The sequence below is a fragment of the Streptomyces gilvus genome (assembly GCF_022513565.1).
GTDB classification, from domain to species: domain Bacteria; phylum Actinomycetota; class Actinomycetes; order Streptomycetales; family Streptomycetaceae; genus Streptomyces; species Streptomyces gilvus.
Genome location: NZ_JAKWBE010000001.1, coordinates 616,908 through 633,921, shown reverse-complemented (window position 1 = coordinate 633,921; position 17,014 = coordinate 616,908). Strand labels below are relative to the sequence as shown.

Here is a 17,014-nt window from a genome sequence, read left to right as displayed (position 1 = left end):
CCATGCTGGTCCAGGCAGGGGAACGGCTCCTGCTCGACTGCCACCACCGGGCCCCCTTCTCCCGGCTGCTGACCGAAGGCGGCGCCGGTGGCTGGCAGCCGGCCGACGGACGTCCCTGTGACGTACACGTCGTCGTGCAGCCGCAGCGCACCCCCTTCGACACCCGCGGCTGGGCGCCGCTCACCCGTGGCGCCTACGCCCGAAACGGCGTGGTGGTGCTGTTCAACGCCTGCGGCAGCGGCTTCGACCTGCGGCTGGTCGCCACCGACCACCTGCGGGTGGAGGCCCGGTGGCGTCCCCCCGTGCGGGAGCACGTGGCCGCCCGCCTGTTGCGCTCGCGCTTCCACCTCCTGGCCCGGGCCGCGCTGCTGCAGTATCCGGCGCTGTGGTGGGCCGGCTGCCGCGGACGGGTACCGATGCACGCCTCCGCCGTGACGGTCGGTGCATCCGTGCCGTTGCTGGCCGGACCCGGCGGGACGGGCAGGTCGACGCTGCTGCTGGGCGCCGTGGCGTCCGGTGAGCACACGTGTTCCGACAACGTGTGCGTCACCGACGGCCGGACGGTTCACGGACTCGTGGAGCCCATGCGCATCGAAGGCGGCGGAGGCCGGCACATGGCCCACGGGCGTACCGAGCGCTCCTTGCCCGGACGGGTGGACGCCCTGCTCCCGGACCGGCTGGTGGTTCTGCGCAGAAGGATCTCCGGACGTCCTGCGGTGCGCCCTCTGGCTGCCGCGGACGCCGCCCGCAGCCTGGTCGCCGGCACGTACATGGCCGGAGAGCTGCGCCGTTACTGGCCCTTCGCGGCCACCCTCGCGCTGGGCACCGGCCAGGGGCCGGCCCATCCGCCGATCGAAGCCGTGGCTCAGACCATGGCCCGGCGGCTGCCGGCACACGAACTCGTGCTCGGCGACCGGCCGGAGGAGGGGCTCGCCACGCTGTACCGCCTCATCGCAGAGGCTCCCGAGAAGGCGGAGGCACTGCCATGACCGCGCTGCACGTGGCCACCGTGATCACCCGGTTCGAGGCGGGAGCCGGCATCGTCGCCCTGCGCGGCGCGCAGGCCCTGGACCCGGCCGCCCACCGCACGACGATCATCACCGGAAGCGGAGACCGGCTGCTCGGCCTCGCCTCCGAGTCCGGCATCGAAACGGTCGTCGAGCCCGCGCTGCGCTCACCCATCGCCCCCGGCGACGACCTGCGCGCGCTGTACCGGCTCACCCGCCTCTTCGCGCGTCGCGGCTTCGACGTCGTCCACACGCACAGCGCGAAGGCGGGAACACTCGGGCGGCTGGCGGCGCACCGGACGGGGGTGCCCCGCGTCGTCCACACGTTCCACGGGCTGCCCTACCACGAGTTCGAGTCCGCTGCGCGACGCGCCGCGTACATCGCGATCGAGCGGCGGATGGGCCGCTTCACCGACGTGGCGCTGTGCGTGGGCACGGCCGTGTCGGTCGAGGTGGTGCGTCGCGGCCTGGTGTCCCCCGAACGCGTACGCACCATCGGCGTTCCGGTGGACCTCGACGCACCGGCCAGGACACCGGCCACACGCGCCCTGGCCCGCGAGGCACTCGGCCTGGCCGGCCCCGGCCCGGTGGTGGGTGCCGTCGGGCGGCTCGCCTACCAGAAGAACCCCGAGACGTTCGTCCGCGCCTTGGCGGTACTGAACCGGCCCGGGCTGACCGGGGTGTGGATCGGCGGCGGAGAACTGGCGGAAAAGGTCAGGGAGTTGGCCATTCGCGAGCGGGTCTCGATGGTGTTCACCGGAGAGCGCTCCGATGTCCCGGACCTGCTGCCGGCGTTCGACGTCTTCGCCCTGCCGAGCCGCTACGAGGGGCTCCCGGTGGCCATAGTCGAGGCGATGGCCACCGGCGTCCCCGTCGTGGCCACGGCCGTCAACGCCGTCCCCGACGTGGTCGTTCCGGGTCGGACGGGGTTGCTCGTTCCCCCTCAGCGGCCCGATCTGCTCGCTCCCGCGATCGCTCATCTGCTGGACCACCCGCTGGAGGCGGCCCGGCTGGCCGCCGAGGCGCGTACCCGGATCGGTGACGCGTTCAGCGTCAAGGCGCTGGGCGAGGAGCTGACCTCCGCGTACACCCGACCAGTCCGACTGTCCTGAACCGAGGAGTCCCCGTGCATGTCGACATCATCACCGGCCCGGCCGACAAGTCCCGTGCCGACCTCACCGTGTTCGACAGTGCCGAGGCCCCGGCGGACCCGACGCTGCTCGACCGGGTCCGCCGAGGCACCGAGACCGCGGATCTGGCGGCCGCGCCGGTAGTGCTGCCCGACTTCTGCCACAAGGGCAAGTCGGAGATGCCGTCGAGCATCGCGGTGGCCACCCGGGGAGCGATCAGGCCCTCCCTCACCGACGCGGCGCTGAACTGCGGCATGGCACTCGCCGTCCTCGACGTGCCACGGCCCTCACGGGCCGCCGTCGAGGAGTTCTACCGGCGGGTCAGGCAGCGGTACCCCGACCCGCCGCGCTGGAAGTTCGAGCTGTCCCGCTCCGAAGTGCTGCGGGCCGCCGTCGAGGGCGCGCCGTTCGCCGCCGAGCGGTTCGGCATCGACGCGGCCGACATCGAGCGGATCGAGGAGTTCGGACATCTGCCGGTGGAGGAGTACGGCGGCGCCCGCCGCGCCCGTCGTGAACTGCCCTGGATCTGTGTGCAGCTGGCCCGGCTCCGGTTCGGCGGCATCGGCCCGAGCACGCACTTCCTGGAACTCCAGGAGGTCGAGGAAGTGCTGGAGCCGGAGATCGCCGACCGGCTCGGCGTGCACCAGGGGCAGGTGACCCTGCAGTTCCACAACGGCGGCGGTGTGCTGACCGGCCAGATCGGCGAGCTGTACGCACGACGTCAGGCGGCCTCCCGGCTGCTGCGCGCGGAGATGGCGGTGCAGAAACCGCTGTCGCATCTGCTCAGGCCCGGCGGCCTGCCCGAGGCCCGACAGCGCTACACGGCGTACTTCCGGCACGGCTGCCCCTCGGTGCCGATCGAGGGTGACGAGGGACGCCGGGTCCTGCTCGCCCAGCGGCTGTCCATGAACTACGGCTTCGCCTACCGGCTGGCCACGTACGCCGCGCTGCGGTCCTTCGCCCGGGTCGCCTTCGGGGCCGGCCTGCGGCTCGTGGTGGACTCACCGCACAACTCCGTCTACGAGGAACTCGTGGACGGCGCACCGGCGTTCGTGCACCGGCACAACGCGGCGAGGGCCTGGACCCCGGAGCTGATGGCAGGCCACCCCGCCTTCGCGCAGACCGGTCAGCCCCTGCTGGTTCCCGGCACCAACCGCACCTCGTCGTTCCTGTGCGTCCCGGCGCCGCAGGCCGGCCGCAGCCTCTACACCGCATGCCACGGAACCGGCAGCATCATCAGTGAGTTCGAACGCAGCGGCCGCAGCGGACCGGATCCCCGCCACCGGCACACCATGCGCTTCACCTACGACCGGGCCACCCCGCGCAACGTGCCCCAGCTCGACGACGCCGGGGTCGACGCGGCGGTCGCCATCCTCTCGGGCAACGGCCTGGTGCGGCCGGTCGCCCGGCTCAGGCCCTTCGCGGTGCTGTCATGACCGCCACGGCACCGCCCCGGGACCGGATGTGGCGCGAACTCCTGCCGCCGGGGCGGCGATACGTCACTCTGCCGTCGCGGCGGCACCCCGTCGTGGTCGCCGAGGACCGGGCGCCGGTGCTGTCGTACGTGCGTGAGTCACTGCTGGCCGTACCACCGTCCCTGCCGGGGTGGGTGTATCCGGCCGCCCGCGCGGCGCTGGCCGTTCCGGGGGCACGGCGCTGTGTGCCGCGGCTGCGGGTTCCAGGTCCGGGTCAGGAGCCCACGCCGACGGGCACCGCGCAGAGCGACATGGGCCGCCTGCTCGCTGCCGGTCCCCTCGTGCTCCTGGACCACAGCCACGATCCGGACGCCCGTCTCGTCCTGCTGCTGTTCCCGCCCGATGCGGAGCTGCCCGCGCTGGCCGTGAAGGTCCCGACGGGTGCCGGCGGCGTGCCGGGCCTCATCCGCGAGGCCGAGCAGCTGCGGGCCATGGCAACGCTCCCGCTGGGCGAAACCCGACCCACCGTGCCCGCCGCGGTGAGCCTGCTGCACCACTTGGGTCGGCCGGCGCTGGCGACGACGGCCATGCCGGGCGTGCCGATGCTGGTCGCCTACCACCGCCCAGGACACACCGCACGACCCGCCCCGGTGCGCGCCGACTTCACCGCGGCGGCGGACTGGCTGGCAGCGCTGCAGTCGGCCACCGCCGGCGAGCGGGCCCCGCTGGATCTCGCCTCCGGTGCGGCCGCGGTCCTGGACCTGCGCCTGGACGGTGAGCGGGCGAAGGCGCGACTGCACGCGCTGCGCCGCCGGCTGCGACGGCACACGGCCCCGCTGACCGCCGTACACGGGGACTTCTGGCCCGGCAACATCCTGCTGCGAGGCGGCCGGGTCTCCGGAGTCGTCGACTGGGAGCACGCCAGGACGGCCGGCAATCCCCTCACCGATCCCGCGCGGTTCGTCGTGGCCTACTGCGAATACCTCGACCGCCGCACCAGGCCGGGCCACCCGGTCCCCGGGCATCCGGGACTCGTCGCCGGGCAGCCGGGGGCAGCCCTGGCCTACGCCCTGGACGGCACGGGCTGGTATCCGCGCCTCGTTCGCGGCTTCCTCGCGGCGGCGCTGCGCCGGCTCGGCCTGCCCCCCGCATGCGGGCGGGACGCCGTACTGGCGGAGCTGGCGGCCGTCGCAGCCGAGGCGACGGATCCGCAGTTCGCCCATGCGCAGGTCCAGGCGTTCGTTCGCCTGACCAGGGAGGAGGCCTGATGGCCACCGTCACCGCAGCCGATTTCGTGCCCGAGCGGGCCAAGGCCACCGCCAGGGACGAGACGCTCACCCGCACCACGGCCCTCGTCGCCTGCGTCGCGCTTGTGTTCCAGCCGGTCCTGCGCCCCGCGGGCCCCGGCAACAGCTCACCGGTGGACGTGTTCACCTTGGCCACCGTGCTGATGAGCGTCCTGTGGGCGGCCACCTGCGGCCGGCGGCTCGGCGCCCCCTACACACTGGCCGGCGCCCTCATGCTGCTCAGCGGCGCTCTCGCGGGCCTCGCCGGGCCGCTCCCGGGCACCTCGCTGATGAACGTGAGCAAGGAGATCCTGCTCCTGGCGTGGTGCGTCGCGCTGTACAACCTCGCGCGCCGGCCGGGCGTCCTGCGCCTGTTCACCGCGACGTTCGCGTACTCGGCCGTGGTCTGGGCGTCCGTCCTGGTGGTCGGGAGCCTCGCGCACATCCGCGCGATCGAGGGGATCTCCGCGACCGAGGGCGACCGGAAGCTGTTCACCCTGGGAGACCCCAACTACGCCGCCACGTTCTGGGTGGTCTCGCTCTTCATGGTGTACGCCACCCGGTGCCCGCGCCGCCGGCCGCTGCGCTGGCTCGGATACGTGATGCTGGTCTGGGCCCTGCTGCTCAGCCAGTCCAACGGCGGTGTCGTCATGCTGGGCGTAGGTCTCGTCTTCGTCGCCGCGCACACCGCCTGGCGCAAGGGCGGCGTGGTGGCCGGGGTCGCGGTGGTGCTCGCCATCGCCCTCGCGGTGGGCGGTGCGCTCACCGCTGCTCCACTCGCCCACTTGCAGAACGCGGCCCAGCTGTCCAACCAGACGGAGCTGGTGAACACCGTGGGCCGCAGCGGGGCGAGCAGCGAGCAGCGGGGCACCCTGGTGCACGAGAGTCTCCAGCTGTACCAGGAGCACTGGCTGACGGGCTCGGGGCCCGGCACGACGAAACAGCTCCTGACCGACCAGAACTTCGCGTACGCCAAGGAAGCCCACGACGACTATCTCGCGGCCCTCGTCGAGCGCGGCCCGCTCGGCGTGATCGGCCTGCTGACCCTGGTGCTGTCGGCGGCCTGGCGGTCCGCCCGAGCCCTGCGCGCCCCGCCCGGCTCGCGTTTCGCCGCCCAGGTGCCCCGGCCTGCCGGACTCGTCGCGGGGCTCGCGGGCCTGGCCGTGGCAGGCGCGTACTACGAGGTCCTGCACTTCCGGTTCCTCTGGGTGCTGCTCGCGATGGTGGCCGTACTGGCCTCCGCACCCGAACCGGACGGCCCGGACCGCCCCGGCGCCCACGGGGAGCTGCCATGACCGGGACCGCCGGGCAGAACCACGAGACCACGCAGCGGTCTGCGGCGCTGGGGCGCCGCAGCATGGTCGGCAACCTGGTCGCCCAGGGGAGCGCCGTGGCGGTGGTCTTCGTCGCGAGCCTGCTGGTCGCCCGGCTGTCCGGGGCCGAGGTGCTCGGCGAGTACGCCCTGCTGCGGGTGCTGCCCTGGCTGACCGGGGTCGTGGTCAGCTGCGGACTGCCGCTGGCGAGTGCGTACTTCCTGGCGGGCGAGCGACACGACGATCCAGGTCTGCGGCCCACGCTGGCACTGCTCGCCGCGGCCGGGTCGGCCGCCGGTGCGCTGCTGTGGCTGGCCGCGGTGCCCCTGCTCGCCCCGCTCTTCCCCACCGTGCCGGTGTGGCAGCTCACCCTGCTGGCAGTCACCGTGGTCACCCAGCTGCTCACCGTGTGGGGCAAGGCCTGCTGTCAGGGACGAGCCGACATGCGGGGGGCCAACCTGGTCATCGTGGCGGAGGAGTTCCTCTTCCTGCCCGCCTACGGCGCCGCCCTGCTGGTCGGACTGCGCGGCGCCGACGCGGTGGTCGCCGGGCTCCTCGTCGGTGGTACGGCCGCCACGGTCACCTCGCTGGGCAGGCTGGCGCGCACCGGATTCGGACACCGCTGGGGCCGGCCGTCGCGGCCGCTCGCCCGGGAGGTTCTGCGCTACGGTGCCCGCGGCCAGCTGGGCAACGTGCTGCTGCTGGTCAACCTCCGGCTGGACTTCGTCATCGTGGACGCGCTGTCCGGCCCCGCCGTGCTCGGTGTGTACGCCGTCGCCTCCAAGTTCGCCGAACTGATGCGACTGCCCGCCCTCGCCATGCACTACGTGCTCTATCCGCGGTTCTCCCGCGACGGTGCGCGGCGCGCGGGTGACGAGGTACGCCGCCTCCTGCCGCGGGCCACGGCGCTCACCGCCGCGCTGGTGCCGCTGATGGTGGGAGCCGCGGTGATCGCGCTGCCGCTGCTGTACGGGCAGAAGTTCGACAGCGCCGTTGTGCCTGCCTGCATCCTGCTGGCCGGACTGGCCGTCGAAGGCGCGGCAGCCGTGTCCACGGCCTATCTCTTCGGCGTCGGCCGACCCGGGATGAACTCCTTGGGCATGGGGGCCGGTGTCGCCGTCACCGTCGTACTGGACTGGCTGCTCATCCCCCGGTACGGGGCTGTCGGTGCGGCCGTGGCGTCCAGCATCGCGTACTTGGTCACCACCGCAGTACTCGTGACCCTCACCCGTTTCGTGGCCCGGCCGCGCACCCGAACCCGAAGGAGCCGCTATGCGCAACCCGTCCTATCGGTCCTCCGCCGTACACCGACCCGGCCGCGTCGTCTTCATCGGCGCCGTGCACGAGGCGCAGGCGGCGCTGACGGCCCTGCTTCGGTCGCCGCTGGTCCGCGTCACGGCCGTGATCACGCCGCCTGACGAGAACCGGCACCGGCTGTCGGGCGCCGCCGATCTGCCCGGGGCCGCCCGGGCCGCCGGGGTCCCACTGCTGCGCGAGAGCGACCTCAACACGCCGGAGACGGTGGCGAGGATCCAGGCGCTGGACCCGGACCTGATGGTCGTCGTCGGCTGGACCCGGCTGCTCGGGCCCGAGTTGCTCTCCGTCCCGCGATACGGCTGCGTCGGCTTCCACGCCTCCCTGCTGCCGCGCCACCGCGGTCGCGCCCCGGTGAACTGGGCGATCCTGCGCGGCGAGCAGGTCACCGGCAACACGATGATGATGCTCGACCCCGGCGTGGACACCGGCGACATCGTCGACCAGCGCGCCGTGGCCATCGGGCCGCAGGACACCTGCGGCACGGTGTACGACCGGGTCGCGCAGGCCGGTGCCGACATGCTGCTCGCGCATCTTCCGGCGCTGCTCACCGGCACCGCGCCGCGCCGCCCGCAGGATCCCGCCGAGGGAGACGTGCTGCCCCGCCGCACTCCCGCCATGGGGATCATCGACTGGAACCGCCCGGCGTCCGCGGTGCACGACTGGGTGCGGGCCCTGACCACGCCGTACCCAGGGGCGTTCGGCGTACTGGACGGTGAGCGGGTGATGATCTGGCGTACCCGCCCGCCCAGCGGTGCCGAGCCCGGCGGGCCGCCGGGCTCGGTGCTCGCCGTGGAACCGGGCCGCGGTGTTCTTGTGGCCACCCGCACCGGCGGGGTGCTGGTCACCAGGATGAGCGGCCCCTCGGAGCCGCCCCACCCCGCGGCGCCCTGGTCCCTGCGGACCGGTGTGAGGCCCGGCGACCGGTTCGAGGCGGTGCCCGAGGGAGTGGCCCGCTGGGTGCTCGGCGAGGGTCCGCGGCCCGAGGGGGTGGCGCGATGAGCACCGTACTCGTCCTGGCCGCACACCCCGACGACGAACTCCTCGGGGCGGGCGGCACTCTCGCCCGGCACGTCCGGGACGGCGACGCGGTGCACGGCATCGTCCTCACCGAGGGGGCCTCGAGCCGGTACCGCGAAGGGCTCGCCGAGGATCTCGCGAAGTCGGCGCAGCGGTCGGCGCAGGTGCTGGGGCTGGCCTCGCTGGACCTGTGGTCCCTGCCCGACCAGCGGCTGGACACGCTGCCCCTGATCGACGTGGTCCAGCAGGTGGAGACGGCGGTGGACGCGCTGCGCCCGGACCTGGTCTACACGCACTTCCCGGGCGACGTGAACTCCGACCACGGGGTGGTGGCCCGCGCCGCGTGGACGGCCTGCCGCCCGTATGTGCTGCCCGGGCTGCGCAGGTTCGCCGTGTTCGAGACGCCGTCGTCCACCGAGTGGGCGTGGTCGACCGACGACGCGTTCACGCCGTCGCTCTACGTGGACGTCACGCGCACGCTCCAGGTCAAGCTCGAGGCGATGAGCTGCTACGAGACCGAGTTGCGGGATCATCCGCACCCCCGGTCGCTGCGCGCCCTGCAGGAGCGCGCGGCGTACTGGGGCAGCCGGGTCGGGCGCCCGGCAGCCGAACCCTTCCAGGTACTGCGGGAGATGTGGTGATGATGGTGTCCGGGTGGATCCGGCCGGAGCCGGCCGGGCCGCAGGTACGCGGGGACAGCCGGCTGCGTCGCGCGGTGGACATCTCTGTGGCCCTGATACTGCTGGTGGTGCTGCTCGTGCCGATGACGCTGGTCGCCGTTCTGGTGCGGTGCACCAGCCGAGGGCCTGTCGTGTACCGGCAGTGGCGCGCGGGCCGGGGGCTGCGGCCCTTCGTCATCCTGAAGTTCCGCTCGATGTCCGTCGGCGCCGACCGCGCGGGGCCCGCGGTGAGCGGCAGCACGGACCCCCGGGTGACGCGGGTCGGGGGGTGGCTGCGCCGCAGCCGCCTCGACGAACTCCCGCAGCTGGTCAACCTGTTGCGCGGTGACATGACACTGGTCGGTCCGCGACCGGAGGTCGAGCGCTTCCTGCCGTTCTACACCCGGGGCGAGCTGCGGCTGCTGGACGACCGGCCGGGCATCATCGGCCCGGGCGCGCTGTACGTGGCCAACCGCGGCGGCGAGTTGGACGTTCCCGGCCATGCCGAGGAGCTCTACGTGGAGAGGCAGTTGCACACCAAGCTCGCCCTGGACCTTGCCTACTTGCGCGATCGCCGGCTCGCGACGGACGTGCGGCTGGTGGTGCGGGCGCTGTGCGTGGGCCTGCCTCGCTTCGCCGACGGTCGCTCAGCTCGCGTCGAGGCCGGCGTCTCGCGCGTGTCGCGGGTCTGAACGGCTCTCCGGCCCGCGCGTCGGCGCGGGCCGGAGAGCCGAGCCGGCTGTGTCAGGCGGCCCGGAAGGTCGCGGCGGCCGCGTACCAGTCCGTCGAGGTGGCCAGGCCGAAGCGTGCGTTCTGCGGGCCGGGCGCACCGGAGAGAATGCCCTCGATGGTGCACGACCTGCTGCCGTTGTACACCTGCAGGGTGAAGGGAACCCCCTGACTGCTGCCCGGGGTGACGGTGAGCGGTTGACCACCGGTGATCATCGCGCCGACGACCAGCTCGCCGCCGGGGACCGAGGCGGTCGGACCGGAGTCCGCGGCGGTGCCGTTCCCCCGGCCGACCGCCGTCTGGTCGAGAGCGTTCGAGGTGGCCACGCCCGAGTACTCGGCGACCACGCTCGGCAGGTAGGTCGGGCCGGAGGCGCTCATGGTGACGGTCAGTGAAGCCGCCGCCCGCGTGTTCTGCACGTAGTACAGCGCGAGGTCCCCGCCCCCGTTGTTGAAGTGCTCGGACGCGGGCGCCCGGGTCCAGGCGCCGTTGACGTTGTCCGACACCTGAACCTGCCCGGGTGCGTCGTACTGGGCGAACCACCCGACGAGGAGATGGCCCGCCGCCACCGGAGAGGGGAGCGTGAGTGTCGTCGAAGTCGTCCTCGTCCCCGGTGAGTCGGCGGCTCCCTGGACGAACGCGGGCGCGGAGGCGGGGGTCGTCACCTGGACCGGTGGGGACTGGGCCGAGTGGTTCCCCGCGCCGTCGAAGGCGTCGACCGTGTAGCTGTACGTCGCCCCGCCCACGACGGTCGTGTCGGTGTACGAGGTCGTGTTGGGCCCCGGAGTCGCGATCGGAGTGCCGTTGCGGTACACCGTGTAGCCGGTCACGGCCACGTCGTCCGTCGACGGGGACCAGGTGAGGCTGACACTCGTCGCGGCGACGCTGGTGGCATGCAGGTCCTGGGGGACGGTGGGGGCCTGCGTTTCCGACGAAGCCGGGCGGAAGGTCGCGACCACGGCATACCAGTCAGCCGTGTTGGCGAGGATGGCTGTGCCCTTCTGCGGTCCTGCTACGGCCGAGGCGATGTCCTGCTCGAAGGCCGATCCCGAGGTCGTGCGTGCCCGCGGCGTGTAGTTGACGCCCTGGCTCGCCCCGGGAGTGACGTTGCCCGGGCTGTTGCCGGTCACGAGTGCCGAGAAGACCAGCTCCCCGGCGGGTACGGCGGCGGTCGGCCCGGTGTCCACAGCCGTACCCACACCTCGGTTCGACACGATCTGGTCCAGTGGTCCGGCGATCGCGACGCCCGAGTACTCGGCGAGCGAACCCTGGAAATAGGCGTTGGCGCTTGCGGACACGCTGACGGTCAGCCCGCCCGCTGCCGGCTTGGTGTTCTGGACGTAGTAGAGGGCGATGTCGCCGGTGTCGTTCTGGAAGGCGGTCGATGCCGGCGCCCGGGTCCAGGCGCCGTTGACGTTGTCCGAGACATGCACCGTTCCCTGGGCGTTGTACTCGGCGAACCAGCCGACGAGCAGGTCCCCGGACCCCACCTGCCCAGGCAGCACGACCGACAGGGAGGGGACCCGGCTGGAGGTGGAGAACGCCTTGCCTTGGACGAAGGCAGGCGTTGCCGCCTGAGCCGTGGCCGGGAGCGCGATGAGCCCGGCCAATGCGAGGGTTGCGGTGACGGCACACCGGAGAACGGATCGGAAAAAGGAAAACCGCAGTCGTCGGCGTCTTCGCACGGTTGCTTCTCACGTCCTTCGGGCGGGGAGGCGCATACAGCGCGTATCGGTCCCGGCCCAGCCTGGTGTGAGCGGCTCGAAGCGGCCAACGATGTTGCGTCCGGCGGGTGAACACGGCAGAGCGGTTCATGGCGAACGGGTGGAATTCACTCGGCGCGGCCTCGCGGTCTTCATGTCCCGGACCGGGAACGCGCCGACGACCGGGGCGACGGCCGACGGGTCATCAGGAACCCTTCTCGACCGCCTGCCAACGGGCCCGCAGCTTTGCCCGGTCGAGGATCAGGGCGTACTGCCCGCGGATCATCTCCGAATGGACGATGGGCGCGGTGGTGAACCGGGCGTCGGACTCGTTCAGGTGGCGCAGGCCGATCACCAGGTCGCGCAGATCACCGTTGGACATCCGGTCGTCCACGCTGACCGTGCGTGTGACCGCGTCGAGCATCCGGGCGGTGCCGAAGGGGTCGGTGAGGCTGACCTTTCCGCGCATCTCGCCGACCAGGCTGCGCAGGAACTGCTGCTGGTGCTTGATCCGGTCCAGTTCGCCGCCGGGCACACCGTGACGTTGCCGGACGTACGCCAGCGCCTCGTCGCCGTGCATGACGTGGGTACCGGCGGCGAAGTGCCGTTGCAGCACAGGGTCGTAGGAGTCCGCCGGCACGGTGATGCGCACGCCGCCGACAGCGTCCGTGAGGGCTTTGAAGCCGTGCCAGTCGATGACACCGAAGTGGTCGACGCGAGTCCTGGTCAGCCGTTCCACCGTCTGGATCATGAGAGGCGGACCGCCCCAGGAGAACGCGGCGTTGACCTTCGCCGAGCCATGGCCCGGAATCGGCACCCAGCTGTCCCGCGGAATGGACATCACGTGGACAGTGCGCTTGTCGCCGCTCAGGTGCACCAGCATCATGGTGTCGCTCCGCTGTGCGCCGTACCTCCACAGCCGCGTGGTGGCGTCGCTGCCGGTGGTCGGCCGCCTGGAGCGGCTGTCGACCCCCGCGAGCAGGAAGGTCGTTCCGCCGTTGTGCGAGGCCACCTTTCCGGGACGTGGCCCCGTCGGGAAGGCGTGGGGGATACGGGCGACCTGGTCGCCGTAGTGGTTGGTGCCCCACCAGACGGTCCCGGCACCCAGGCCGACCAGCGCGAGTACGGCGGCGAGGCCGAGCAGCAGGAGCGTGCGCAGGAGGCGGCGCCTCTTCGTGACCGGCCTCGGCGCCCATTCGGGCCAGCGGCGGTGCGCGGACATCAGAAGTCGTCCGGGTACGGATCGGCCAGCGCGGCGTGCGCGGGGTGGGCCCGCCCGGCGGCGCGGAACTGCGGGAGGATGGCGGCGAGCACACGGCGCACACCCTCGTCGTCACTGCACTCCGCCGCGGTGTAGAGGGCGGGAAGGTATTGCGCCAGCGGTGTGCTCCGGGTGGTGGGGGTCGCGGCGAGGATGCGCGGATGGGAGGTGGCCGTGTGCCGTTCGTGAGCGGCGAACAGCGTCTCGCTGAGCTTCTCGCCGGGCCTCAGTCCGGTGTACCGGAAATCGACGTCGGGGAAGTGCAGGGAACGGGCGAACATACGGACCAGATCCACGACGCGTACCGGACCGCTCATGTCCAGGACGAACACCTCGCCGCCCTGTGTCATACGGGCCGCCTCCAGGACCAGGCCGGCGGCCTCCTCCACGGTCATGAAGAACCGGGTCGCCTCGGGGTCGGTGACCGTCACCGGGCAGCCTGCGCCCAACTGCTGGGCCACGAACGACAGCAGCGAGCCGCGGGTGCCCAGGACGCTGCCGAAGCGGACGGCGGTGAACAGGGTTCCCGGCGGGGCGTCCTGCTGGCCGTTCTGCACGACGAGCTCGGCCAGCCGTTTGGTCGCGCCGAGCACCGAGACCGGGTCGGCGGCCTTGTCGGCGGAGATCAGGACGAAGCGCGCCGTGCCGACGGCCGCGGCGGCGCGCACCAGGTTCTCGGTTCCGCGGACGTTCGTCTTCACACCTTCTCCCGGGTGGAGTTCGAGCAGCGGGAGGTGCTTGTGGGCGGCCGCGTGGAAGACCACGTCGGGGCGCAGCTCGCGGAAGACCTGGTCGATGCGTGCGCGGTCCCGGATGTCCGAGACGACCACGTCGTCGGCCCGCAGGGCATCGCCGTAGAGCTCGAGCTGCAGCCGGTGGAGGTTCGACTCGTCGTGGTCGAGCAGGAACAGCCGGCTCGGGCCGAACGCGCGCACCTGGTGGCACAGTTCGCTGCCGATCGAGCCTCCCGCGCCCGTCACGAGAACCCGCTGCCCGGCGATCACCGAACGTGTCTCGGGGCCGACCACGTGGATCTCGGCGCGGCCGATCAGCTCGCGTACGTCCAGGGAGCGCATGTCGCTGCCCACCACGTCGCGCTGGAGCGCGGCGACGAACGAGGGCAGGTACCGCACGCTGGCCCCGGCGGTCTCGGCGGCCGCTGCGACTCGGCGGAATCGATCCGGGTCCAGGTCGGGGATGGCGACCACGACGGCCTCGACGCGATGCTCGAGCACGGCCGTGCGGGTGTCGTCCAGATCTCCGAGGACGGGCAGTTCCCCGACGGCGGCGACACGGCGTTTGACCGGGTCGTCGTCCAGGAAGCCGATCGGGTCGAGCCCGAACTGCGGGGTGTGTGCCAGGTCCCGGGCCAGTTCCCGTCCGGCTTCTCCGGCGCCGATCACGAGGGTGCGCAGGCCGGCCGGCCGACACGGCCCGGCCCACCGGACCAGCTCTGCGCAGACCCGGTCGACCTGCCGGTCGGTGAGGGCCGGGTACAGGGGCAGTGACAGCAGCTGTGGGAACAGTGCGTCGGCACCCGGGAGGCCGCCCGGCGGCATGACCGCCGTCTGCCGGAAGTACGGCATGTGATGCAGGGGAATGAAGTGCACGGAGGTGCCGATGCCACGTTCCGCGAGTCGCTCGATCAGCTCGTCGCGGCTGGTTCCGTACTCTTCCAGCACGCGCACCACGTAGAGGTGACGCGCGTGTCGCCCCGCTGTGGTGGCCTGGAGCGGCGCGAGTCCTGGGACGGGTTCCAGGGCCGCGTCATACCGCTCGGCCAGGGCCTGCCGCCGCTTCTGCCAGCTGTCGAAGTGCCGGAGCTGGGCCCGCCCGATGGCCGCCTGCACGTCGGTCATGTTGGCCTTCAGGCCGGCTTCCTCGACGGTGTACCGCCAGCTTCCGCCGGGCAGGTTCCGGCGCCAGGCGTCGGCGGACATGCCGTGCAGCCGTGCGCGGCGGATCAGCTGGGCGAACTCGGGGTCGTCGGTGGTGACCATGCCGCCCTCGCCGATGGGCAGGTTCTTGGTGGCGTAGAAGCTGAAGCAGGTCGCCCGCGACAGACCGCCCACGGCCCGGTCGCCCACCGACGTGCCCAGGGCGTGCGCGGCGTCCTCGATGACGTGCGTGAGGGGCAGCCGGGCGGCATCCGCCAGCTCGGCGACGGGGGCCGGGGCCCCCGCGTAGTGCAGGACGATCATCGCGTCAGAGCGTCCGCACGCACGGGCCGCCCGGGCCACGGTCGCGGGCGTCGGCATCCCGGTGGCGGGATCGACGTCCACCAGCACGGGCCGCAGTCCGGCGTGCAGCACGGCCTGGGCGACACCGCAGAAGGTGACGGCCGGGACCAGCACGGCGCCGCCTGCCGGCAGTCGCAGGGCGCGCAGGGCCAGTTCGAGCGCCGCGGTGCAGGAACTCACCGCGACAGCGTGCGCGGCCGAGACGTAGGTCGCGAACTCGCGCTCGAAGTGTTGCGTCTCGGGTCCGGTGGTCACCCAGCCGGAGGCGAGCACACGCTGCGCCGCCCGTCGGGCCTCCGGGGTGATCCGCGTGACGGCGAAGGGCACATCCGGCTCGCCTGCACGTTCGAGAACGTGCCGAGCGCGCTCGATCGACTCCTGCCGGGGCCGCAGCTTGTGAACAGTCATAGGATGCTCCCCCGTACGCCGAGAGCGTACATTTACGATGTATACATACAGACTGCATCCATGAGGGCATAGAGTCAACACGAGTACGAGCACTGCGCGATCGGACGCTCTGGAGGCGACGCATGGCCAAGGAAGAGGCCCCGGCACGAGACAAGGACACGGCGGGCAGCCCCGCGCGCCGCGCCAGTGACCGCGGCCGCTACGGCCGGCTGAACCGGGAACGGGTACTGGCCAGCGCGCTGGAGCTGGTCGACCGGGAGGGGCTCTCGGCCCTGAGCATGCGCCGCCTGGGCGCCGAACTCGGCGTGGAGGCGATGGCTCTGTACCGGTACGCATCCAGCAAGGACGCCCTCCTGGACGGGCTGGTCGAGGCGCTGTACCTCGAGTTGGAGGAACGGCTGGGGGCCGAGCCGGAGGCCTTGGCGGGTGACCCGTCGGACTGGCGTGCCGAGCTGCGCCGGATCGCCCGGGCGACCTACGACGTGTGCCTCGCCCATCCCCAAGCGGTGCCTCTGCTCGCCACGCGCATGCTGGCGGTCCCCCTGGCGCAGCGGCCGAATGCCGTGCTGCGCAACCACGAGCGGTTGCTCGCCCTGCTGCGGGCGGCAGGATTCGACGAGACCCGCGCGTCGGGCATCTTCCGCGCCTTCACCGCCTGGCTCCTCGGCTATGTCTCGGTCGAGCTCCAGCCCATGGTCGACAACCCGGACGAACCCGATCCCGCCTTCCGGCTCGGCCTGCACCGCCTGTCACCGCAGGAGTTGCCGACGCTGCGGGAGACCGCCCCCTCGCTCGCGGAACGAGGGGGACCCGAGGGGCTGGCCGACGGCCTCGACGCACTGCTCGACCGCTTCACACGCCCGTAGCGGGGATCAGTCCTCCACACGCCCAGGGACCGGCACGCGTTGTCACCGCGCGCTCAGTTCGCCCCGGACAACGAGGACAAGCCGGTACCTGCGGCTGACGGGATCGCGGTCCGTGCAGGTGGTGAGGGTGATGAGCGCCTTGTCCGGCTTCACCCCGGGCCTGTCGGGCACGGGCAGGACGACGCCGACCTGCGTCCGCTTCACCCTCTCCGTCCCCGTGACGCGATAGGTGAGGTCCCGTCCCCGCCACTCGACGACGATCGAGTCGCCGGGTTTCAGCTCGCCCAGCCGGTTGAAGGGCTGCCCCCAGCCTGTTCTGTGACCGGCGACCGCGAAGTTGCCGATCTGGCCGGGCATCGCGCTCCCGGTGTAGTGGCCGGGTCCTTTTGCCAGATCCTGCTGCGACACGCCCTCGACGACGACCGGACGATATCCGGCCCCGAATTTCGGAATCCTGAGCACCGCGACAGGCTCCCCTTCACGAGGGCGGGGCTCTTTTCGCACCACCTGTGAGAGCTGGCGACGCATTTCACCCTGCGCCTGGCTGTACTCGTGCGTCTGCCGCCGATCCTGGGAAATCCTCAATCCTCCCAGAAGCACACCGGCGAGGATGAGCGCAATCCCAGCGAAGCGCATGAATTTCCGCATGAAAGACGCCTCAC

14 protein-coding genes are annotated in these 17,014 nt (G+C 72.3%); 10 read left to right on the top strand and 4 right to left on the bottom strand.

Annotated features, from left to right (window positions below; translation table 11 throughout):
• The first annotated feature begins 2 nt into the window (after positions 1-2).
• The 9 genes from MKW14_RS02890 to MKW14_RS02850 are packed head-to-tail and all read left to right on the top strand — an operon-like array spanning position 3 to position 9,836.
• Complete coding sequence (locus MKW14_RS02890) at positions 3-989, top strand: hypothetical protein (protein WP_240858549.1); 987 nt, start codon at positions 3-5, stop codon at positions 987-989.
• Positions 986-2,119, top strand: coding sequence for a glycosyltransferase (locus MKW14_RS02885; protein WP_240858547.1), 1,134 nt, complete (start codon positions 986-988; stop codon positions 2,117-2,119). Before MKW14_RS02890 ends, MKW14_RS02885 begins: the two co-directional genes overlap by 4 nt.
• Before the next feature lie 14 nt (positions 2,120-2,133).
• Entirely contained in the window at positions 2,134-3,573 is a 1,440-nt protein-coding gene (locus MKW14_RS02880; RefSeq protein WP_240858546.1) for an RtcB family protein, read from the top strand.
• Positions 3,570-4,820 carry a phosphotransferase family protein gene (locus MKW14_RS02875; protein WP_240858545.1) on the top strand — a complete coding sequence of 417 codons (1,251 nt, stop codon included), beginning with the start codon at positions 3,570-3,572 and terminating at the stop codon, positions 4,818-4,820. Before MKW14_RS02880 ends, MKW14_RS02875 begins: the two co-directional genes overlap by 4 nt.
• The gene (locus MKW14_RS02870; RefSeq protein ID WP_240858544.1) at positions 4,820-6,133 is read left to right on the top strand and encodes an O-antigen ligase family protein; all 1,314 of its coding nucleotides are present in this window, start codon (positions 4,820-4,822) and stop codon (positions 6,131-6,133) included. The genes MKW14_RS02875 and MKW14_RS02870 overlap by 1 nt, the downstream gene beginning before the upstream one ends.
• The gene (locus MKW14_RS02865; protein WP_240858543.1) at positions 6,130-7,569 is read left to right on the top strand and encodes an oligosaccharide flippase family protein; all 1,440 of its coding nucleotides are present in this window, start codon (positions 6,130-6,132) and stop codon (positions 7,567-7,569) included. Before MKW14_RS02870 ends, MKW14_RS02865 begins: the two co-directional genes overlap by 4 nt.
• A complete protein-coding gene (locus MKW14_RS02860; RefSeq protein WP_240858541.1) occupies positions 7,490-8,467 on the top strand; it encodes a methionyl-tRNA formyltransferase in 978 nt (325 codons plus the stop codon). The genes MKW14_RS02865 and MKW14_RS02860 overlap by 80 nt, the downstream gene beginning before the upstream one ends.
• The gene (locus MKW14_RS02855) at positions 8,464-9,126 is read left to right on the top strand and encodes a PIG-L deacetylase family protein (RefSeq protein WP_240858540.1); all 663 of its coding nucleotides are present in this window, start codon (positions 8,464-8,466) and stop codon (positions 9,124-9,126) included. The genes MKW14_RS02860 and MKW14_RS02855 overlap by 4 nt, the downstream gene beginning before the upstream one ends.
• Positions 9,126-9,836 carry a sugar transferase gene (locus MKW14_RS02850; RefSeq protein ID WP_240858539.1) on the top strand — a complete coding sequence of 237 codons (711 nt, stop codon included), beginning with the start codon at positions 9,126-9,128 and terminating at the stop codon, positions 9,834-9,836. Before MKW14_RS02855 ends, MKW14_RS02850 begins: the two co-directional genes overlap by 1 nt.
• 52 nt (positions 9,837-9,888) lie before the next feature.
• Here the strand turns inward: MKW14_RS02850 and MKW14_RS02845 are convergent, their stop codons facing one another.
• The 3 genes from MKW14_RS02845 to MKW14_RS02835 form a co-directional block, all read right to left on the bottom strand.
• A complete protein-coding gene (locus MKW14_RS02845; RefSeq protein ID WP_240858538.1) occupies positions 9,889-11,484 on the bottom strand; it encodes a fibronectin type III domain-containing protein in 1,596 nt (531 codons plus the stop codon).
• Positions 11,485-11,782: 298 nt separating this feature from the next.
• A complete protein-coding gene (locus tag MKW14_RS02840) occupies positions 11,783-12,799 on the bottom strand; it encodes an LCP family protein (protein ID WP_240858537.1) in 1,017 nt (338 codons plus the stop codon).
• Entirely contained in the window at positions 12,799-15,486 is a 2,688-nt protein-coding gene (locus MKW14_RS02835; RefSeq protein ID WP_240858535.1) for a DegT/DnrJ/EryC1/StrS family aminotransferase, read from the bottom strand. Before MKW14_RS02835 ends, MKW14_RS02840 begins: the two co-directional genes overlap by 1 nt.
• Positions 15,487-15,608: 122 nt before the next feature.
• Between MKW14_RS02835 and MKW14_RS02830 the strand changes: the two genes are divergently transcribed.
• Complete coding sequence (locus MKW14_RS02830) at positions 15,609-16,352, top strand: TetR/AcrR family transcriptional regulator (RefSeq protein ID WP_240858534.1); 744 nt, start codon at positions 15,609-15,611, stop codon at positions 16,350-16,352.
• A gap of 42 nt (positions 16,353-16,394) precedes the next feature.
• Here MKW14_RS02830 and MKW14_RS02825 read toward each other — a convergent pair whose 3' ends face one another.
• Positions 16,395-17,000 carry a class E sortase gene (locus MKW14_RS02825; RefSeq protein WP_240858533.1) on the bottom strand — a complete coding sequence of 202 codons (606 nt, stop codon included), beginning with the start codon at positions 16,998-17,000 and terminating at the stop codon, positions 16,395-16,397.
• Between the last annotated feature and the right edge of the window lie 14 nt (positions 17,001-17,014).

Excerpts from the sequence above, each read along its gene's own strand:
- MKW14_RS02890 (WP_240858549.1), top strand. The coding sequence starts at position 3 with ATGCTGGTCCAGGCAGGGGAACGGCTCCTGCTCGACTGCCACCACCGG.
- MKW14_RS02885 (WP_240858547.1), top strand. The coding sequence starts at position 986 with ATGACCGCGCTGCACGTGGCCACCGTGATCACCCGGTTCGAGGCGGGA.
- MKW14_RS02875 (WP_240858545.1), top strand. The coding sequence starts at position 3,570 with ATGACCGCCACGGCACCGCCCCGGGACCGGATGTGGCGCGAACTCCTG.
- MKW14_RS02870 (WP_240858544.1), top strand. The coding sequence starts at position 4,820 with ATGGCCACCGTCACCGCAGCCGATTTCGTGCCCGAGCGGGCCAAGGCC.
- MKW14_RS02865 (WP_240858543.1), top strand. The coding sequence starts at position 6,130 with ATGACCGGGACCGCCGGGCAGAACCACGAGACCACGCAGCGGTCTGCG.
- MKW14_RS02855 (WP_240858540.1), top strand. The coding sequence starts at position 8,464 with ATGAGCACCGTACTCGTCCTGGCCGCACACCCCGACGACGAACTCCTC.
- MKW14_RS02850 (WP_240858539.1), top strand. The coding sequence starts at position 9,126 with ATGATGGTGTCCGGGTGGATCCGGCCGGAGCCGGCCGGGCCGCAGGTA.
- MKW14_RS02840 (WP_240858537.1), bottom strand. The coding sequence starts at position 12,799 with ATGTCCGCGCACCGCCGCTGGCCCGAATGGGCGCCGAGGCCGGTCACG.
- MKW14_RS02835 (WP_240858535.1), bottom strand. The coding sequence starts at position 15,486 with ATGACTGTTCACAAGCTGCGGCCCCGGCAGGAGTCGATCGAGCGCGCT.
- MKW14_RS02830 (WP_240858534.1), top strand. The coding sequence starts at position 15,609 with ATGGCCAAGGAAGAGGCCCCGGCACGAGACAAGGACACGGCGGGCAGC.
- MKW14_RS02825 (WP_240858533.1), bottom strand. The coding sequence starts at position 17,000 with ATGCGGAAATTCATGCGCTTCGCTGGGATTGCGCTCATCCTCGCCGGT.